Below are 19,209 nucleotides of genomic sequence, written 5' to 3' on the forward strand. Positions count from 1 at the left end.
TGTATCATATGCAGCGCATCAGTGGTTTACTCGCCACTCGACGCGTTCTCGGATCTCGCAACATAAAAAAGATCGCGCTAGGCGATCTTTTATTTGATATAAATTGAAAGTTGCAAGTAAGTGATTACTTACGTGGGATCTCAATTTTACGCTGTTCGCTTTGACGGAATAAAACCAAAACTTTACCAATGGTTTGTACTTTTTCTGCTTTAGTTTCACGAACAATAGCGTCTATAATTAGTGACTTGGTTTCACGGTCTTCAGAAGCGACTTTGACTTTAATCAGCTCGTGATGGTCAAGTGCAAGCTCAATTTCCGCAAGAACAGCTTCAGTCAATCCATTTGCGCCCATTAGCACGACAGGTTTTAAATTGTGAGCTAGTCCTTTCAAATGCTGCTTTTGTTTGGTGCTTAGGTTCATTGTGCGGCCATTTTTTTATAGTATAAGGGTTGAAAACATCTATTTTAGCGCCATCTATTGTGGAAGACTATATTTTCCGTAATAGTTTTTATTAATCGCAACGGCTCTTGTGATGTTTTCTGCAGTAGCTGAAGCTTCCTATCACACTGTGTGGGAAGTGTTGAATAATCAGTAGGAATAAAATGAGTAAGAAAAAACATTCGGCCAGTTCTGGTCGTTGGTTACAAGAGCATTTTGATGATAAATATGTAGCGGAAGCCCAAAAGAGGGGCTACCGTTCACGTGCTATTTTCAAAATTGAAGAGATCCAAGAGAAAGATAAACTCTTAAAACCTGGAATGACAGTCGTAGATTTAGGCGCTGCACCTGGCGGCTGGTCTCAATATGCAGCTGAAATTGTAGGCGATGATGGGCAAGTAATAGCTTGTGACATTTTATCTATGGATTCGATCGTTGGCGTTAGCTTTCTTCAGGGGGATTTTCGTGAAGATGCCGTGTTAGATGCCTTACTAGAACGGATTCAACCTGATATGGTGGATGTAGTAATGTCTGACATGGCTCCCAATATGAGTGGGAATCTTGCGGTAGACCAACCAAGAGCTATGTATTTAGTTGAATTAGCGTTGGATATGTGTCGACAAGTTCTAGCTCCAGATGGTAGTTTTGTGGTTAAGGTATTCCAAGGCGAAGGCTTTGATCAGTACGTCAAAGATGTACGAGAAATGTTTAAAGCTGTAAAAATTCGTAAACCAGACTCTTCACGTGCGCGTTCTCGTGAGGTATATATCGTAGCTACAGGATATAAACTGTAGTAATCTACTTTTAATTAATAGTGACCGAGAGGCTGACACCTTGAGTGACATGGCAAAAAATTTAATTTTATGGCTAGTAATCGCCGTAGTTTTGATGTCAGTTTTCCAGAGCTTTGGGCCTGGGGACAGTAACGGAAAAGCGATTGATTACACATCCTTTGTAAAAGACGTTGGTCAAGGCCAAGTTCGTGAGGCAAAGTTCAAGGATAGAGAAATTACCTTTGTTCGAACTGATAATTCTCGCAATGTAACTTATATGCCGGTTTATGATGATAAGCTTCTCGACGATCTTATTAACCAAAATGTGAAAGTATCGGGTACTCCACCTGAGCAACAAAGCCTATTAGGTACTATCTTCATTTCTTGGTTCCCTATGATCTTATTGATCGGGGTGTGGATTTTCTTCATGCGACAAATGCAAGGCGGCGGTGGCAAAGGAGCGATGTCGTTTGGTAAGAGTAAAGCTCGCATGATGGGTGAAGAGCAAATTAAGACGACTTTTGCAGACGTTGCTGGTTGTGATGAAGCTAAAGAAGACGTAAAAGAGTTGGTTGATTATTTACGCGATCCGAGTCGTTTCCAAAAGCTTGGTGGTAAAATTCCAACAGGCGTATTGATGGTTGGTCCTCCAGGTACAGGTAAAACTTTATTGGCGAAAGCAATTGCTGGTGAAGCGAAAGTACCATTCTTTACTATTTCTGGTTCTGATTTCGTAGAAATGTTTGTTGGTGTTGGTGCATCTCGTGTACGTGACATGTTCGAGCAAGCGAAAAAAGCCTCACCTTGTATCATCTTTATTGATGAAATCGATGCCGTAGGTCGCCAACGTGGCGCGGGTGTGGGTGGCGGTCATGATGAACGTGAACAAACATTAAACCAAATGCTGGTTGAAATGGATGGTTTTGAAGGAAACGAAGGTATTATCGTGATTGCGGCAACTAACCGCCCTGACGTACTAGACCCTGCATTACTTCGCCCAGGCCGTTTTGACCGCCAAGTTGTGGTTGGTTTACCTGACGTTCGTGGTCGTGAGCAAATTTTAAAAGTACACATGCGTAAAGTGCCGCTAGCTGAAAATGTTGAGCCGTCACTGATTGCACGTGGTACGCCTGGCTTCTCTGGTGCCGATCTTGCAAACCTAGTTAACGAAGCTGCATTATTTGCTGCGCGTGGTAACAAGCGTAATGTTTCTATGGTTGAGTTCGAGCTTGCCAAAGATAAAATTATGATGGGAGCAGAGCGTCGTTCAATGGTACTGACTGAAGAAACCAAAGCTTCGACCGCGTACCATGAAGCAGGCCATGCGATTGTTGGTCGCTTAGTTCCTGAACACGACCCGGTTTATAAAGTATCAATTATTCCACGTGGCCGTGCATTAGGTGTGACCATGTACTTACCTGAACAAGATCGTGTAAGTATGTCTCGCCAGCATTTAGAGTCGATGATTTCTAGCCTTTATGGTGGTCGTTTGGCTGAAGAGCTTATTTATGGCTCAGAAAAAGTATCGACAGGTGCTTCTAACGATATTGAACGTGCGACAGATATTGCTCGCAAGATGGTGACTCAATGGGGTTTCTCTGAAAAACTTGGTCCTTTGCTTTATGCAGAAGATGAAGGTGAAGTATTCCTAGGTCGATCTGTTACACAAACTAAGCATATGTCTGATGATACGGTTCGTTTGATTGACCAAGAAGTTCGAGCGTTAATTGATCGTAATTATGAGCGTGCGAAGAAAATCTTAGAAGATAATATGGATATCATGCATGCAATGAAAGATGCATTGATGAAATATGAAACGATTGATGCTGGTCAGATTGATGACTTGATGAATCGTGCAGAAACAATTCGTGCTCCACAAGGCTGGACTGACAGCGAAGTGAAACCTGCAGAGCCGACTGCTAAGACACCAGACGCTAAAGGTGAAACTAAGCCTGATTCTGAACAATCAAAAGACGACAATGAATCAAAAAATAAAGATTCATAAGTTTTAATAAGCATACTCAAGCCCTGATGAAAGTCGGGGCTTTTTGCTTTCTATCCCATGCCCGATTAACCTACATCTAATTTAAGTATTGCAGAGGTTATTTGGCCTTCTACCTCGCCTAAGCAAATTGTGAGTAATATTCTTACTATGAAATTAATTTCCAATCACAAACAACTTGATCTTAGCCGTCCTCAAATTATGGGGATTTTAAATGCTACGCCTGATTCTTTCTCGGATGGAGGTAAGTTTAATCAACTTGATAAAGCTCTCTTACAAGTTGACGCTATGATAGCGGCGGGTGCGACTATTATCGATATTGGTGGTGAGTCAACGCGTCCTGGGGCAAAGGACGTATCGTTAGAAGATGAATTAAATCGTGTTATTCCACTGGTGAAAGCGATTCGTCAAAAATCAGATGTTTGGATTTCTATTGATACCAGTAAATCGGAAGTGATGAAGCAAAGCATCGAATGTGGTGCAGATATTATTAATGATGTGCGTTCTCTGAGCTTATCAGGCGCACTAGATGTGGTTGCCAAGGCAAATGTCCCTGTGTGTATTATGCATATGCAAGGTGAACCTAAAACCATGCAAGATAATCCTGAGTATCAAGACGTATTACAAGATGTTGATGATTTTCTAACTCAGCGTATCGATGCGTGTGTTACGGCAGGAATTAAGCGTGAAAATATAATTATTGATCCCGGTTTTGGTTTTGGTAAAACTTTGGCGCATAATTATCATTTACTGGCAAACCTTGAACGTTTTCATGAATATAAATTACCGATTCTTGCCGGAATGTCGAGAAAGTCTATGGTATCGAAGGCCCTTAATAAGCCAACCAGTGAATGTGTTATAGGTAGCGTGGTATGTGCAACACTCGCCGCTCAGCAAGGGGCTCAAATTATTCGAGTCCATGACGTACAAGAAACTCAAGATGCCATGCGTATTCTTGAAATGATCCAAACTAATCAATAATTCAATTTACTTAATGGTGATTCTCCATATTTGCCATTAATAAGCCGTTTGAAGAATAAGGACAAATCATGTCAACGAGAAAATATTTTGGTACTGATGGTGTACGTGGCAAAGTTGGTAACTATCCAATCACTCCAGATTTTGTATTAAAGCTAGGCTGGGCTGCGGGCCGTGTATTAGCGAAACAAGGTACAAAGCAAGTTATTATTGGTAAAGATACTCGTATTTCTGGCTATATGCTGGAATCGGCATTAGAAGCGGGTCTGGCTGCAGCTGGGTTAAAGGCGATCTTAACTGGCCCAATGCCAACACCTGCTGTGGCTTATTTAACACAAACATTTCGTGCAGAAGCGGGTATTGTGATCTCGGCATCCCATAACCCTTATTACGATAACGGTATTAAGTTCTTTTCATCGGAAGGCACCAAGTTAGCGGATGATATTGAATTGGCGATTGAAGCTGAACTTGAAAAAGATATCGAATGTGTTGAATCAGCTATGTTAGGTAAAGCTAAGCGTATGGTCGATGCTGCTGGTCGTTATATTGAGTTTTGTAAGAGTACTTTCCCGAACGAATTAAGCCTGAAAGGTTTAAAAATTGTTGTCGATTGTGCGCATGGTGCGACCTATCACATTGCTCCAAATGTCTTTACTGAATTAGGCGCTGATGTTATTGCTATGGGTTGTGAGCCAAATGGCTTGAATATCAATGACCAAGTTGGTGCAACAGATGTTCGTGCTCTACAGCAACGTGTTATTGATGAAAAAGCTGATCTAGGTTTAGCATTTGATGGTGACGGTGACCGAATCATCATGGTTGATGAACTAGGTAATAAAATCGATGGTGACCAGATTGCTTATATCATTGCTCGAGATGCACTGCGTCGTGGTGAGCTGAAAGGAGGGGTAGTCGGTACTTTGATGACTAACCTAGGCATGGAAAATGGCTTAAAACAGTTAGGTATCCCTTTTGTTCGTTCAAAAGTCGGCGACCGCTACGTGATGGAACAGTTATTAGAAAAAGGTTGGAAAATTGGTGCAGAGAACTCTGGCCATGTAATTTTGCTTGATAAAGTGACAACTGGTGATGCAATTGTTGCCGCGCTTCAAGTGCTTGCTTCAATTGTAGGCAGCAAATTATCACTTAGTGCCTTAGCATCAGGTATGACTTTATATCCACAAGTTTTAGTGAATGTACGTTTTTCAGGTGATATTGATCCGTTGCAGAATCAAGAAGTATTAGATTCAGTTAAAGACGTTGAGTCTAAATTAGGTGATAAAGGTCGAGTATTATTACGTAAATCAGGTACTGAGCCACTGATCCGAGTAATGGTTGAAGGTGAAGATGCTAATCTAGTTGAATCTTCGGCGAATGCGATTGCTGAAAAAGTAAAAGAGAATTGCTAAAACAGATTAAGGCGGGTGGGGAATCGCAACTGGTCTGTTTATTGTTGTTTTGTCCCTTTTTTAATCGTTTGAACCGCAAGTTATACTTTTTTGGCAATTTTCACTTGTCAGTTAGTGTCGCTTTAGTTAGTATCACTGCGCCTCATTAGGGAGGTGCGCTATTGTTTTGAACAAAAGCAATAGCTCAGAAATTTAGAACATAGGTGGAAAAATGTTAACAGTTCTACTTGTGATTTATCTACTGGTTGCGCTTGGTGTAATTGGCCTAGTGTTGATTCAGCAAGGTAAAGGCGCAGACATGGGAGCCTCTTTCGGGGCTGGAGCATCAAATACAGTATTTGGCTCTGGTGGCTCAGGTAATTTCCTTACCCGTTCAACAGCGATTTTTGCAACAATTTTCTTTATTATTAGTTTGGTTCTTGGTCATATGTCAACGGCGAAGCATGAATCTAAGTTTGCTGCACCACAGTTAAGTGTTGAGCAGAAGACTGATAAAGAACAAGTTGTTACTGATGAAATTCCAGCGCCTAAGAGCGGTGACGAAATTCCTCAGTAATTGTTACTCTGGTAACAGTTATTCTTAATAAGAATATTGCCGAGATGGTGAAATTGGTAGACACGCTAGCATGAGGTGCTAGTGCCTTATGGTGTGGGGGTTCAAGTCCCCCTCTCGGCACCATTTTTTTGTAAAACTTGTAATGTCTATTGTGGCGAGTATAATGCGCTCAGATAGAAAGCAAAATCGGACGCGGGGTGGAGCAGCTTGGTAGCTCGTCGGGCTCATAACCCGAAGGTCGTTGGTTCAAATCCGGCCCCCGCAACCAATCCTTTATAGGATATGCTGTTATAAGTTTCCGTATTAAAAGTCTGACTTTTAATACAACTAAGCATAGAATATATGCTTGGTAATATCAGGGTCCAGCAATAAAAAACCCCGACTTATCGGGGTTTTTTATTATCTGCATAACTTGATTGGTCAAAATAGACCGATCAAATTATAAATTATGCAGATAATGCATGGTGTTTGAATTGGGCTTTAAGCCCTTTTTTTGTTTCTGGACGATCGGCTTTAAGCTTAGCTTCTTGGTTTTGTTGGCTTTTTTATTTGTTAAAGCAACAAAATGTGGAGAAGGCTTCATTTCCGGAGAGAGTATGACTGGTTTAGAAAAACAATTAACCGAATTATTGGAAGCGCCAGTGGCCGCTTCTGGTTATGAATTAATCGGCTTGGAATTTATCCGAGCGGGTGAACACTCCACATTGCGTATTTTTATTGATCATGAAAATGGCATCAATGTTGATGATTGTGCAGAAGTTAGCCGCCAAGTAAGTGCGGTGATGGATGTTGAAGATCCAATTACAGTTGCATACAACTTAGAAGTTTCCTCGCCAGGCTTAGAACGTCCACTGTTCAAACCTGCTCACTACCAACAATTCATTGGTCACGATGTTAACTTGGTATTGAAAATGGCGGTCAATAACCGCCGTAAGTGGAAAGGCGTGATTACCGCTATTGAGGGTGAAATTGTCACCATTACCCTAGATGGCAACGAAGAACAATTTGCTTTAAGTAATATTTCTAAAGCTAACTTGATACCAAAATTTTAAGTCTGAAGAGGCGATAACAATGAACAAAGAAATTTTAGCGGTTGTTGAAGCGGTTTCGAATGAAAAAGCTGTTCCCCGTGAGCGTATTTTTGAAGCATTAGAAATTGCTTTAGCTACGGCAACAAAAAAGAAAAGCCCACACGAAATTGAAGTACGTGTCGAAATCGACCGTAAAACGGGGGATTTTGAAACATTCCGTCGTTGGTTAGTCGTTGAAGACGTTGAATTCCCAACCAAAGAGATTTCAATTGAAGCGGCGAAATACGATGACGAAGAGATTGAACTTGGTGGTTACATTGAAGATGATATGGAGTCAGTAACCTTTGACCGTATTACGACTCAAACTGCTAAGCAAGTTATTGTACAAAAAGTACGTGAAGCTGAGCGAGCTCAAATCGTTGAACAATTCATCGATAATGAAGGCGAGCTAGTAACGGGTGTTGTGAAGAAAGCAACGCGTGATGCAGTTATCGTTGATCTCGGTAATAATGCGGAATCAGTGATCTTACGTGAAGATCAACTGCCACGTGAAAACTTGCGTGCAGGTGACCGTATTCGTGGTCTTTTATATGCAGTTAAACCTGAAGCGCGTGGTTTCCAACTATTCTTAACTCGTTCTAAACCTGAAATGCTGATTGAACTTTTCCGCATTGAAGTGCCAGAAATTGGTGAAGAACTGATTGAATTAAAAGCGGCTGCTCGCGATCCTGGTTCTCGCGCTAAGATTGCAGTTAAAACTAACGACCGTCGTATTGACCCAGTTGGTGCTTGTGTTGGTATGCGTGGCGCACGTGTACAAGCCGTATCTGGCGAGCTTGGTGGTGAGCGTATCGACATCGTTCTTTGGGATGATAACCCAGCGCAATTCGTGATTAATGCAATGGCTCCTGCTGATGTGGCTTCAATCATTGTTGATGAAGACTCACATTCAATGGATATTGCGGTTGAAGCAGATAACCTAGCTCAAGCGATTGGCCGTAGCGGTCAAAATGTACGTCTGGCTTCTCAGCTTACTGGTTGGGAATTAAATGTCATGACAGTAGCTGAGTTGAATAGTAAACACCAAGAAGAATCAGTTGCTGCTATCGAAGGCTTTATGAAGCATTTAGATATTGAGCAAGATTTTGCCGAATTACTGGTTGAAGAAGGTTTCTCTACTCTTGAAGAAATCGCTTACGTTCCAGTGAACGAATTACTTGAAATTGATGGGCTTGAAGAAGAGTTAGTTGAAGAGTTACGTGGCCGTGCGAAAAATGCACTGACTACATTAGCGCTTGCTCAAGAAGAATCATTTGAAGGTTTAGAGCCTGCTGAAGACCTACTTGCTTTAGACGGCTTAGAGCGCGAAATGGCGTTTAAACTCGCGGCTAAAGGGGTAGTGACTTTAGAAGATTTAGCGGACCAAGGCACTGATGAGTTAGAAGGCATCGAAGGTCTAAGTGAAGAGCGTGCAGGCGAATTAATTATGGCCGCACGTAACATTTGCTGGTTTGGCGACGAAGAATAATTTTCAGCAAGGAGAAAGCAGTATGACAGAACTGACAGTGAAAGCACTAAGTGAAGAGATTGGTACTCCAGTTGAGCACTTAGTAGAACAACTTGCTGATGCTGGTATGAAAAAAACCAGTACAGACAGTGTTACTGATGATGAGAAGCAACAACTTCTTGCTCATCTAAAAAAAGGCAACGGTTCAACAAGTGACTCAGAACCGACTCGCCTAACTTTGCAACGTAAAACTAAAAGCACATTAAGTGTGTCTGCTGGTGGCGGTAAGAGCAAAGAAGTACAAGTTGAAGTACGTAAAAAGCGTACTTACGTGAAGCGTTCTGCGGTTGATGAAGAAGCTCAACGCGAAGCGGAAGAACTCGCAGCACGTGAAGCAGCAGAAGCGGCCAAGCGTGAAGCAGAGGAAAAAGCAAAATTAGAAGCTGAAGCAAAAGCAAAAGCTGACGCCGAAGCAAAAGCAAAGCGTGAAGCTGCAGATGCCGCGAAACGTGAAGCTGCGGAAAAAGCGAAAGCTGAAGAAGCAAAAGCAGCCGCAAAACGTTCTCCTGAAGACAAAGCTCAACATGACGCTGCTAAGAAAGAAGCAGAAGCATTGAAGCGTCGTCAGGAAGAAGAAGCTCAACGTAAAGCAGAACAAGAAGCACAAAAATTGGTTGAAGAAGCACGTAAGTTAGCAGAAGAAAACGAAGCTCGTTGGTCGGAAGAAGAGAAGAAGAAAAAAGAATCTGAAAACTCTGATTATCACGTAACGACAAATAAACATGCGCGCGCAGCAGAAGATGAAGCTGACCGTCGTAGTGAAGCAAGTCGTCGTAAGAAGAAAAAGCCAGCGAAAAAAGAAGATGACCGTTTTGGTGGTCGCAATGCTCGTGGTGGACGTAATCGTAAAGGTAAATTGGCGAAACCAACTTCTATGCAACAAGGCTTTGATAAAAATGCCACTGTTGCAAAAGCAGAAGTTGTGATTGGCGAAACGATCGTTGTTTCTGAGCTGGCAAATAAAATGTCAGTGAAAGGGACTGAAGTCATCAAAACCATGATGAAGATGGGCGCAATGGCGACTATCAACCAAGTGATCGACCAAGAAACGGCAGCGCTAGTTGCGGAAGAGATGGGTCATAAGGTAGTGCTTCGTAAAGAAAACGAATTAGAAGAAGCGATTCTATCTGATCGTGATAACACAACAGAAGCAACCCCTCGTGCGCCAGTGGTTACTATCATGGGTCACGTTGACCACGGTAAAACATCGACGCTTGATTACATTCGTCGTAGCCGTGTTGCATCAGGTGAAGCGGGTGGTATTACTCAGCACATTGGTGCTTACCACGTTGAAACTGACAATGGCATGATCACATTCTTGGATACTCCAGGACACGCCGCATTTACTTCAATGCGTGCTCGTGGTGCTCAAGCGACAGATATCGTTGTTCTTGTTGTTGCAGCAGACGATGGTGTTATGCCACAAACAATTGAAGCGATTCAGCACGCAAAAGCGGCAGATGTTCCTTTAATTATTGCTGTTAACAAAATCGATAAAGAAGATGCCAACCCAGATAACGTTAAAAACGAGCTAGCTCAATACGACGTTATTCCTGAAGAGTGGGGCGGCGAAAACATGTTCGTCCATATCTCAGCTAAAGCAGGTACAAACATTGATGGCCTACTAGAAGCTATCTTGTTACAAGCTGAAGTTTTAGAACTTAAAGCGGTAACCGATGGTATGGCTTCGGGTGTGGTTGTTGAATCTCGTCTTGATAAAGGTCGTGGTCCAGTTGCAACTGTATTGGTTCAAGCCGGTACTCTACGTAAAGGCGATATTGTACTTTGTGGTCAAGAATATGGACGTATCCGTGCGATGCGTGATGAGAATGGTCAAGAGATCACTGAAGCGGGTCCTTCTATTCCTGCTGAGATTCTTGGTTTATCAGGTGTACCGGCTTCTGGTGATGAAGCGACTGTAGTTCGTGATGAGCGTAAAGCCCGTGAAGTTGCAAACTATCGTCAAGGTAAATTCCGTGATGTAAAACTTGCTCGTCAGCAAAAATCGAAACTTGAAAATATGTTCTCTAACATGGAAGCGGGTGAAGTTGCTGAGCTTAACGTAGTACTGAAAGCAGACGTTCAAGGTTCTGTTGAAGCTATCGCTGATTCATTACGTAAACTTTCAACTGAAGAAGTGAAAGTGAACATCGTAGGTTCTGGTGTTGGTGGTATTACTGAAACGGATGCCGTACTTGCAGCCGCATCTAACGCTATCATCCTTGGCTTTAACGTTCGTGCTGATGCTTCAGCTCGTCGTACCGTTGAAAACGAAAACCTAGATTTACGTTACTACTCAATCATCTACCAATTGATTGATGAAGTGAAACAAGCGATGGGTGGTATGCTTGCTCCTGAATTTAAGCAAGAGATCATTGGTCTTGCAGAAGTTCGTGATGTCTTCAAGTCACCAAAACTTGGCGCTATCGCAGGTTGTATGGTTACTGAAGGTGTTATCAAGCGTAGCAATCCAATCCGCGTACTTCGTGAAAACGTAGTTATTTACGAAGGTGAGCTTGAATCACTACGTCGCTTTAAAGATGACGTACAAGAAGTTCGTAATGGTTACGAGTGTGGTATCGGCGTTAAGAACTATAATGATGTTCGTGCTGGTGACCAAATCGAAGTATTTGAAATCGTTGAGATTAAACGTACTCTTGATTAATCAAGTTTCGTTACCTTTCAAAGGTATATGACGAACGGTTGTTTAATACACCATGGGGAGCATTATGTGCTCCCCATTCTTTCTGTAGAAACACTCAAAATTTGAGTGAACAGATGTGAGAAAAGATATGTCAAAAGAATTTAGCCGTGCACAACGTGTTGCACAACAGCTACAAAAAGAATTAGCTTCTATCCTACAACGTGATGTACGTGATTCACGCATTGGCATGGTGACCATTTCTGATGTAGAAGTATCGCGAGACCTAGCTTATGCCAAAGTATTTGTAACCTTTCTATGTGTTGGTGATCAAACGCCAGAATCTAGCCTGGAAGCGTTAAAAGAGCACGAAGTTGCCGTTCGTATGGCACTTGGTAAGCGTATTCGTTTACGTTTAACGCCAGAGGTTCGTTTTACTTATGACAACACTCTCGTTGAAGGTATGCGTATGTCTAACCTTGTAAGTGAAGTGATTAGCAAAGATAACAAACGTAAGAAAGATGCTGGCCGTGAGGACGAAGGAGAAGAGTAATGGCTCGTAGACGTCGTGGTCGTCCTATTGATGGCGTTTTATTACTAGATAAACCAACCAGTATTAGCTCAAATGATGCGTTGCAAAAAGTGAAGCGCATCTATTTTGCTGAAAAAGCCGGGCATACTGGTGCGCTCGATCCTTTAGCAACCGGTATGCTGCCAATTTGCCTAGGAGAAGCGACTAAGTTTTCTCAATTCTTATTGGATTCAGATAAGCGTTATCGTGTGATTGCCAAGCTAGGTGAGCGTACCGATACTTCTGACTCTGATGGCGAAGTAGTACAAACTCGCGAAGTGAAAATCGATCGTGGTTTACTTGAGCGTTGCATTGCCAAGTTCCGTGGTACGACTGACCAGATCCCATCGATGTTTTCAGCATTAAAATATCAAGGTAAGCCTTTGTATGAATATGCTCGTCAAGGCATCGAAGTTCCACGTGAATCTCGCAAAATCACTGTATTTGAGATCACCTTGATTCGCTTTGAGGGTCATGAAGTGGAGATGGAAGTACATTGCTCTAAAGGCACTTATATTCGTACTATCGTTGATGACTTAGGTGAAATGCTAGGTTGTGGTGCTCATGTGACTTATCTTCGTCGAACTGGAGTTGCGCGTTATCCTTATGAGAAAATGGTGACACTTGAGCAACTTGAAGCCTTATTAGAGCAAGCGCGTGATCAAGAGATTGAGCCTCGTGAATTGCTTGATCCATTGTTATTACCTATGGATACCGCGGTAGAAGATCTCCCTGAAGTGAATATGATTCCAGAGTTAGCTGAATTAGCCCAACATGGCCAACCGGTGCAAATTTCTGGCGCACCGACGGAAGGTGTGGTTCGTATGACTATGGGGACAGAGCGTACCTTTATTGGTGTGGCGAATATCGATGATGATGGACGTGTCGCGCCGAAAAGGTTGGTGGTGTTTAGGTAAAGAGTTTAAAAGAGTTTCTAGTTTCTAAGAGATCGAGTCTCGTTACTCGGGCGCTACGCTTCTCGAATTACGGATCGAGCCACGCAGCGCCCGAAAGTCGAACCTCGTAATATTTTTTAGAGGTGAAACTCTTTGCTTTTACGATTTTATTCCCCTATAATCCGCGCTTCGCGTGTCGGCTGAATCAGAGATTGGCTGACACATTTATACACTCACTCTTATTAGGAGAGCATTATGTCTCTGAATGCAGAAACTAAAGCAGCAATCGTTGCAGAATACGCACAAGCTGAAGGCGATACAGGTTCACCAGAAGTACAAGTAGCACTACTTACTGCTTCTATCAACCACCTACAAGGTCACTTCGCTGATCACAAACACGATCACCACAGCCGTCGCGGTCTACTACGTATGGTTTCTCGTCGTCGTAAACTTTTAGATTACCTAAAAGGTAAAGATCTAGATCGTTACTTCGCTCTAATCAAGCGTCTTGGCCTACGTCGTTAATTCGTCGTTTGGTTTAATACCAAGATTAGAAAGCATTTGTTTTATCTATGGCTGCTTGCTCAACAAGCAAAGATAAATTAAACAGATACTGAAAAAAAGGAGCTCCGGCTCCTTTTTTGTGCGTGTAATTTATCTAACCACGATATTATCTCGCGCTGAAATAAGACATTTCTCCCTAAGTGGTTTATACTACGACTCGTTTGTTTTAGTTAACGTGTTCGTCATGCCTAACTTAAAATAAACCTCTGTTGATTCACTTTACAGTCACCGATGTCGACCATGAAGGTCGCGACTAATAACAGCCTTTTCTTGTACCGCCTTTTCACTATTGAGCGAGCTACCATTTGAAAAATCTGCTATTAGTCGCGATTGGTAAAGTAGTCACTGAGTATTGATATACTTTGAAATTATTTAATTAAGGATCTTTACGTGAAAGCAATCGTAAAAAAATTCCAGTACGGTAACCATACCGTTACTCTAGAAACTGGCGTAATGGCTCGCCAAGCAACTGCTGCTGTAATGGCAAGTATGGATGACACTTCTGTATTCGTATCTGTTGTTGCGAAAAAAGAAGCGGTTGAAGGTCAAGACTTCTTCCCTCTAACAGTAAACTACCAAGAGCGTACATACGCTGCAGGTAAAATCCCTGGTGGTTTCTTCAAGCGTGAAGGCCGTCCTTCTGAAAGCGAAACACTAACTGCACGTCTGATTGACCGTCCAATCCGTCCACTTTTCCCTGATGCATTCAAAAACGAAGTTCAGGTAATTGCAACGGTTGTTTCTGCAAATCCAAATATCTCTCCAGACATCATCACTATGATTGGTACGTCTGCAGCACTAGCAATTTCTGGTGTTCCATTTAATGGTCCAATCGGCTCTGCACGTGTTGGTCACATCAATGGTGAGTTAGTACTTAACCCAAGCGAAACTGAGCTTAAAGAATCTAAGCTTGACCTTGTGGTTGCTGGTACGGAAAGTGCAGTATTAATGGTTGAATCAGAAGCAGACAACCTAACTGAAGAAGAAATGCTAGCGGCTGTGGTTTATGGTCACGACCAACAACAAACCGTTATTTCTGCAATCAACGAATTTGCTGCTGAAGTTGCTACTCCTGCTTGGGATTGGACTGCTCCAGCTGAAAATACAGAGCTTAAGAACAAAATTGCTGAGTTAGCAGAAGCTCAACTGATCGAAGCTTACCAAATTACTGAGAAGATGGCGCGTTATGATCGTATCCATCAACTTAGCGACGAAGTAAAAGAAAAGCTTTTAGCTGAAAACGAAGAATTAAATCCAAAAGAAATTCACGCGATTTTCCACGATTTAGAGAAAAACGTAGTACGTAGCCGCATTATTGCAGGTAACCCACGTATCGACGGTCGTGAAAAAGACATGGTTCGTGCACTTGATGTACGTACTGGCGTTCTTCCACGTACTCACGGTTCTTCATTATTTACACGTGGTGAAACTCAAGCGCTTGTAACTGCAACGCTTGGTACACAACGTGACGCGCAAATCATCGATAGCTTACTAGGTGAGAAGAAAGATAACTTCCTTCTACATTACAACTTCCCTCCATATTGTGTAGGTGAAACTGGTTTCGTTGGTTCTCCTAAGCGTCGTGAAATTGGTCACGGTAAATTAGCAAAACGTGGTATTGCTGCGGTTATGCCTTCTGTTGAAGAATTCCCATACACGGTTCGTGTAGTATCGGAAATCACTGAATCAAACGGTTCATCTTCAATGGCTTCTGTATGTGGTACTTCTCTTGCGCTTATGGATGCTGGTGTACCAATTAAGTCTTCTGTTGCGGGGATCGCGATGGGGCTAGTTAAAGAAGGCGACGACTTTGTTGTTCTTTCTGACATCCTAGGCGACGAAGATCACCTTGGTGATATGGACTTTAAAGTAGCGGGTACTAACGACGGTATCACAGCACTTCAAATGGATATCAAAATCGAAGGTATCACTAAAGAAATCATGCAAATTGCGCTTAACCAAGCACAAGGCGCACGTAAGCACATTCTTAAAGTGATGGACGAAGCGATTTCTGGTGCTCGCGAAGAGATCTCTGAATTTGCTCCACGTATCCACACTATGAAAATCTCTGCTGAGAAGATCAAAGACGTTATCGGTAAAGGTGGTGCAGTTATCCGTGCTCTAACGGAAGAAACTGGCACAACAATTGAAATCGATGATGACGGTACAATCAAGATTGCTGCGACTGAAGGTGAAGCGGCAAAAGAAGCGATTCGTCGTATCGAAGAAATCACTGCAGAAGTAGAAGTGGGCCGTATTTACTCAGGTAAAGTGGCTCGTCTTGCTGACTTCGGTGCATTTGTAACGATTCTTCCTGGTAAAGATGGTCTGGTACACATTTCTCAAATTGCTGACAAGCGTATCGAGAAAGTATCTGACTACCTATCTGAAGGCCAAGAAGTTCAAGTTAAAGTACTTGAGATTGACCGCCAAGGCCGTGTTCGTCTAAGTATGAAAGAAGCGGTAGAAACAACTGAGGCACCAGCTGAACCATCAGCTGAGTAAGTTGTCTTAATTTAGACGCTGAGAAAGAGAGGGGCTTCGGCTCCTCTTTTTTATGCTCATTTAAAAGATTATTTGAACTTAATTGGTTCTTTAATATGAGTATACTTCATTCCTGTTCTACTTTATAAGAAGTGGTGACTAGGAGAAACAACGTGTATATTGGTGACGAACACCATGTCACTAAAGTGATATCCGAATATACGAGAACAGTTATACTGCAGAGGAGCACGTTATTCGTGAAATATGTTAAATGGTTTAGCCTTATTGCTGCCTTCTTTTTAATGGGTTGTGCAAACCAAGGTAACTCTTCAAATTCATGGGTATATCCGCCGATGGCGATTCCATTGCAGCCTTCTATTCAACAAGAAGTTCAGATCGCTCGCTTAAACCAATTACTAACCCGCAAAGATGTGAGCCAAAATGTACGAGCTCAAATGTTTGCTGAACGTGGTCGTTTTTTAGATAGCGTTGGTTTAGCTGATTTAGCACGCCTAGATTACGAGCGTTCTCTAAAACTCAATCCTGCACAATCGGAAGTTTTTAATGTTCTCGGAGTATATTTTACCCAAATGAGTGATTATGACTCTGCCTTTGATGCGTTTGATTCAAGTCTAGAGCTGGATCCAAATAATCAATATGCTGAGCGTAATCGTGCGATAGCTTTGTATTATGCAGGACGTCATTCTCTGGCGCTGCAAGATATGACTAGTAACTACGAGAAAGATACTTCTGATCCGTATCGCGCACTGTGGCTGTACTACATTCAGCGTGAAGATAATGTGGAGCAAGCGACAGCCGATCTAAAACAACGCTATCAACAAAAAGATGAGCAATGGGGCTGGGATCTTGTTGGCATGACACTAGGTGAATTAAGTGAGCATGAAGTCTTAGAGTCGGTAGCCATGACCACACAAAATAATGTTGAGTTGGCGAAAAAACTGACAGAAGCGTATTTCTATTTAGCGAAGAATTATCAGTATAAAGGTGATTACTCTAATGCGATTGCACTTTATAAGCTGTCGATTGCGTTAAACGTCTATGAGTTTTCTGAGCACCGCTACGCTTTCTTAGAATTAGGTCGTATCTTTAAGTCTATTCAAGCTGAACGCGCTGAGGAGACTCAAAAAGATAACCAAGATCAAGGCAGTAAGGCGAATGAAGCTCAAGAAGATGAGTCAACACCACCGCAAGAATCGAATAATCATCCGCTACAAACTTATCAAGCACCAAAACTGAGTGCTTAATACTCTTCGTACTTGAAGTTGCAGCTTTGTTGACGGCGTTCATTCACTTGCCGCCTCGCTGCAACTTCAATTACTTTGAGTATATAACGGCTGTAAGGGGGGGAGGTGTTAGTTTTGAACTAATCCTGCCAATTGATGCCAGTAGCCGTTACATTGTTTACTATTGGTAATAATGCGCTTTTGATTATCTTCATTGGCTTTAAAATCAGATAAAGTTGTTAAAGTTTCAATACCTAGAGGACTTAAACGTACTACATCAACCAATCCTTGCATACTTTGCAGATCATTGCCTAGGTTATAACAATAGCCAGATTGAGTTTGGATGCCATTTAAGTTGAACACCTCTTGGCCTTCTTGGCTGCTAACTTGAATACCGGTTGGGTATTTAATGCAGCAAGTCTCACAATCATCTTTGGCCTTATCTTCAGCGCGAGCAGTAAAGCAGCGAGCAGAGTAGGCTAAAGGTAAGTATCCGTAGCTGAACACTTCCACTTCAAATTGGTCACGAATACCAATTTCATCGCATTGCTCTAAAGTATGGCGTAACCAGTCGCGAGATAATTCCACCGGCATACACCAGCGAATCATACCTTGCTTGGCAAAGACTTTAAGCGTGTGAGCATTATAAGTATTGATCGCAGCCCCGACCACGAAAGGCACTTTCGCTTCATATGCCAGTTGAATGCCAGACACATCGTTAGCTTCAATCGTAAAATCACCGTTATCGATGTATTTCTTCATGACATTGACTTCACTTGGCGCTTCTAATAACGCCATGGTAGACAATACTACTTGTTTACCAGATAGAGCTAAGTCTTTGGCGATATCAAACCACTGTGCCGGTTTCATCTCACGACGTTTCGAACATACAGCTTCGCCTAGGTAGATAATATCGGCTTGGCTATTTTTCGCTTGTTGGTAAAAGCGTTCTACATCGGCTTTTGGCCAAAAATAAAGAATAGGGCCAAGTGAGTACTGTAAGTTTTTTGCTTGAGTCATTGTCTTGTCCTATCTACTGCCATTTACGATGGTAAGCACCGAGTGTGGTTTGTGTGCCTTCGGATACATTGGCCAAGGCGGCATTCCATTGAGGTTCAACTTGATACGCTTCAGGGTTCGCAAGGTAGCGGTCGATAGCGGCGCGCCAAGTGCGAGTGACTTGTTCCACATAAGCTGGACTACGTTGACGACCTTCAATTTTCACAGAAGCGACATTGGCAGCAAAAAGCTCAGGCAACATGGATAATGTATTAAGACTGGTTGGCTCTTCTAACACGTGATAACGCTGATCTTCGCCAGTAATATTGATATCAAATCGGCCTTTGCAAAGGGTTGGGTAGCCTGCATTTTCACCTTCGCCATATCGGTCAATAAGAATGTCATTAAGGCGAGACTCTAAGCCATCTTGGGTTTCTTGCCAGCGAACATATTTGGCAGGCGAGCAAGCGCCGACCGTGTTTGGTGATTCGCCGGTCAGATACGAGGATAAGTAGCAACGGCCTTCCGCCATAATGCATAGGCTGCCAAACGCAAACACTTCAAGCTCAACGCCTTGTGGAATATTACGTGAGAGTTGTTTTACTTGATGTATTGAAAGCACGCGAGGCAGTACTACACGTTTAACATTAAAGTTGTTGGCGTAGAAATTAACCGCTGCGCTGTTGGTCGCTGAGGCTTGAACCGATAAGTGCAATTCTATGTCTGGATATTTATTTGAGGCGTAGTCTAGTAAAGCAATATCCGCGATGATCAGAGCATCGACCCCAATATCGACCGCTTGATCGACCGCATTGGTCCAGCGTTCAAAGCCACTTGGGTGAGCAAATGTGTTTAACGCAACATGAATTTTTTTATTATGATCGTGTACGTATTGAACCGCTTTATCTAGCTTCTTACCGTTAAAATTAAGGCCGGCAAAGTGACGAGCGTTGGTGTCATCTTTAAATCCAATGTAAACGGCATCCGCACCACAATCGATGGCCGTTTTGAGTGCCGGTAAATTACCCGCAGGGCAAAGTAGTTCCATCCTTCTA

General features: G+C 42.5%; 16 protein-coding genes and 2 tRNA genes. 15 read left to right on the forward strand and 3 right to left on the reverse strand.

Annotated features, from left to right (window positions below):
• Positions 1-124: 124 nt before the first annotated feature.
• Positions 125-421, reverse strand: coding sequence for a ribosome assembly RNA-binding protein YhbY (yhbY, locus tag ACE3G9_RS04200; protein WP_417880788.1), 297 nt, complete (start codon positions 419-421; stop codon positions 125-127).
• A 182-nt stretch (positions 422-603) separates the two neighbouring features.
• On the opposite strand from yhbY, the gene rlmE reads away from it, so the two are divergent.
• From rlmE to nlpI, 15 genes are all read left to right on the forward strand, one after another.
• Positions 604-1,233, forward strand: coding sequence for a 23S rRNA (uridine(2552)-2'-O)-methyltransferase RlmE (rlmE, locus tag ACE3G9_RS04205; RefSeq protein ID WP_449218537.1), 630 nt, complete (start codon positions 604-606; stop codon positions 1,231-1,233).
• Between the two features lie 40 nt (positions 1,234-1,273).
• Entirely contained in the window at positions 1,274-3,217 is a 1,944-nt protein-coding gene (gene ftsH, locus ACE3G9_RS04210; RefSeq protein WP_417880786.1) for an ATP-dependent zinc metalloprotease FtsH, read from the forward strand.
• A 147-nt stretch (positions 3,218-3,364) separates the two neighbouring features.
• Positions 3,365-4,195, forward strand: coding sequence for a dihydropteroate synthase (folP, locus tag ACE3G9_RS04215; RefSeq protein WP_417880785.1), 831 nt, complete (start codon positions 3,365-3,367; stop codon positions 4,193-4,195).
• A gap of 68 nt (positions 4,196-4,263) precedes the next feature.
• Positions 4,264-5,601, forward strand: a complete 1,338-nt coding sequence (gene glmM / locus ACE3G9_RS04220; protein WP_417880784.1) for a phosphoglucosamine mutase — start codon at positions 4,264-4,266, stop codon at positions 5,599-5,601.
• 211 nt (positions 5,602-5,812) lie between these two features.
• Positions 5,813-6,157 carry a preprotein translocase subunit SecG gene (gene secG, locus ACE3G9_RS04225; protein WP_417880783.1) on the forward strand — a complete coding sequence of 115 codons (345 nt, stop codon included), beginning with the start codon at positions 5,813-5,815 and terminating at the stop codon, positions 6,155-6,157.
• A 38-nt stretch (positions 6,158-6,195) separates the two neighbouring features.
• A tRNA-Leu gene (locus tag ACE3G9_RS04230) sits at positions 6,196-6,280 on the forward strand.
• Positions 6,281-6,348: 68 nt separating this feature from the next.
• Positions 6,349-6,425 (forward strand) — tRNA-Met (locus tag ACE3G9_RS04235).
• 328 nt (positions 6,426-6,753) lie between these two features.
• Positions 6,754-7,209: a ribosome maturation factor RimP gene (gene rimP, locus ACE3G9_RS04240; RefSeq protein WP_417880782.1), complete on the forward strand. Its 456-nt coding sequence runs from the start codon at positions 6,754-6,756 to the stop codon at positions 7,207-7,209.
• 19 nt (positions 7,210-7,228) lie between these two features.
• Positions 7,229-8,716, forward strand: a complete 1,488-nt coding sequence (nusA, locus tag ACE3G9_RS04245; protein WP_417880781.1) for a transcription termination factor NusA — start codon at positions 7,229-7,231, stop codon at positions 8,714-8,716.
• Between the two features lie 22 nt (positions 8,717-8,738).
• Positions 8,739-11,420 (forward strand): translation initiation factor IF-2, encoded by a 2,682-nt coding sequence (infB, locus tag ACE3G9_RS04250; protein WP_417880780.1) that lies wholly within the window; start codon positions 8,739-8,741, stop codon positions 11,418-11,420.
• A 127-nt stretch (positions 11,421-11,547) separates the two neighbouring features.
• Positions 11,548-11,949: a 30S ribosome-binding factor RbfA gene (gene rbfA, locus ACE3G9_RS04255; RefSeq protein WP_417880778.1), complete on the forward strand. Its 402-nt coding sequence runs from the start codon at positions 11,548-11,550 to the stop codon at positions 11,947-11,949.
• Complete coding sequence (truB, locus tag ACE3G9_RS04260; protein ID WP_417880777.1) at positions 11,949-12,884, forward strand: tRNA pseudouridine(55) synthase TruB; 936 nt, start codon at positions 11,949-11,951, stop codon at positions 12,882-12,884. The genes rbfA and truB overlap by 1 nt, the downstream gene beginning before the upstream one ends.
• 234 nt (positions 12,885-13,118) lie before the next feature.
• Positions 13,119-13,388: a 30S ribosomal protein S15 gene (gene rpsO, locus ACE3G9_RS04265; protein WP_237294762.1), complete on the forward strand. Its 270-nt coding sequence runs from the start codon at positions 13,119-13,121 to the stop codon at positions 13,386-13,388.
• Between the two features lie 429 nt (positions 13,389-13,817).
• Positions 13,818-15,932 carry a polyribonucleotide nucleotidyltransferase gene (gene pnp / locus ACE3G9_RS04270; RefSeq protein ID WP_417880776.1) on the forward strand — a complete coding sequence of 705 codons (2,115 nt, stop codon included), beginning with the start codon at positions 13,818-13,820 and terminating at the stop codon, positions 15,930-15,932.
• A gap of 281 nt (positions 15,933-16,213) precedes the next feature.
• The gene (nlpI, locus tag ACE3G9_RS04275; protein WP_449218577.1) at positions 16,214-17,176 is read left to right on the forward strand and encodes a lipoprotein NlpI; all 963 of its coding nucleotides are present in this window, start codon (positions 16,214-16,216) and stop codon (positions 17,174-17,176) included.
• Positions 17,177-17,284: 108 nt separating this feature from the next.
• Here nlpI and ACE3G9_RS04280 read toward each other — a convergent pair whose 3' ends face one another.
• Both ACE3G9_RS04280 and ubiU read right to left on the reverse strand, forming a co-directional pair.
• Positions 17,285-18,175 (reverse strand): U32 family peptidase, encoded by an 891-nt coding sequence (locus tag ACE3G9_RS04280; RefSeq protein ID WP_417880775.1) that lies wholly within the window; start codon positions 18,173-18,175, stop codon positions 17,285-17,287.
• 13 nt (positions 18,176-18,188) lie between these two features.
• The gene (gene ubiU, locus ACE3G9_RS04285) at positions 18,189-19,202 is read right to left on the reverse strand and encodes a ubiquinone anaerobic biosynthesis protein UbiU (RefSeq protein ID WP_417880774.1); all 1,014 of its coding nucleotides are present in this window, start codon (positions 19,200-19,202) and stop codon (positions 18,189-18,191) included.
• Between the last annotated feature and the right edge of the window lie 7 nt (positions 19,203-19,209).

It is taken from the genome of Vibrio sp. E150_018 (genome assembly GCF_053544035.1).

What these genes read in the sequence shown, in the direction of transcription:
- yhbY (WP_417880788.1), bottom strand. Translation starts at nt 421, where the DNA reads ATGAACCTAAGCACCAAACAAAAGCAGCATTTGAAAGGACTAGCTCAC.
- rlmE (WP_449218537.1), top strand. Translation starts at nt 604, where the DNA reads ATGAGTAAGAAAAAACATTCGGCCAGTTCTGGTCGTTGGTTACAAGAG.
- folP (WP_417880785.1), top strand. Translation starts at nt 3,365, where the DNA reads ATGAAATTAATTTCCAATCACAAACAACTTGATCTTAGCCGTCCTCAA.
- glmM (WP_417880784.1), top strand. Translation starts at nt 4,264, where the DNA reads ATGTCAACGAGAAAATATTTTGGTACTGATGGTGTACGTGGCAAAGTT.
- secG (WP_417880783.1), top strand. Translation starts at nt 5,813, where the DNA reads ATGTTAACAGTTCTACTTGTGATTTATCTACTGGTTGCGCTTGGTGTA.
- rimP (WP_417880782.1), top strand. Translation starts at nt 6,754, where the DNA reads ATGACTGGTTTAGAAAAACAATTAACCGAATTATTGGAAGCGCCAGTG.
- nusA (WP_417880781.1), top strand. Translation starts at nt 7,229, where the DNA reads ATGAACAAAGAAATTTTAGCGGTTGTTGAAGCGGTTTCGAATGAAAAA.
- infB (WP_417880780.1), top strand. Translation starts at nt 8,739, where the DNA reads ATGACAGAACTGACAGTGAAAGCACTAAGTGAAGAGATTGGTACTCCA.
- rbfA (WP_417880778.1), top strand. Translation starts at nt 11,548, where the DNA reads ATGTCAAAAGAATTTAGCCGTGCACAACGTGTTGCACAACAGCTACAA.
- truB (WP_417880777.1), top strand. Translation starts at nt 11,949, where the DNA reads ATGGCTCGTAGACGTCGTGGTCGTCCTATTGATGGCGTTTTATTACTA.
- rpsO (WP_237294762.1), top strand. Translation starts at nt 13,119, where the DNA reads ATGTCTCTGAATGCAGAAACTAAAGCAGCAATCGTTGCAGAATACGCA.
- nlpI (WP_449218577.1), top strand. Translation starts at nt 16,214, where the DNA reads ATGGGTTGTGCAAACCAAGGTAACTCTTCAAATTCATGGGTATATCCG.
- ACE3G9_RS04280 (WP_417880775.1), bottom strand. Translation starts at nt 18,175, where the DNA reads ATGACTCAAGCAAAAAACTTACAGTACTCACTTGGCCCTATTCTTTAT.
- ubiU (WP_417880774.1), bottom strand. Translation starts at nt 19,202, where the DNA reads ATGGAACTACTTTGCCCTGCGGGTAATTTACCGGCACTCAAAACGGCC.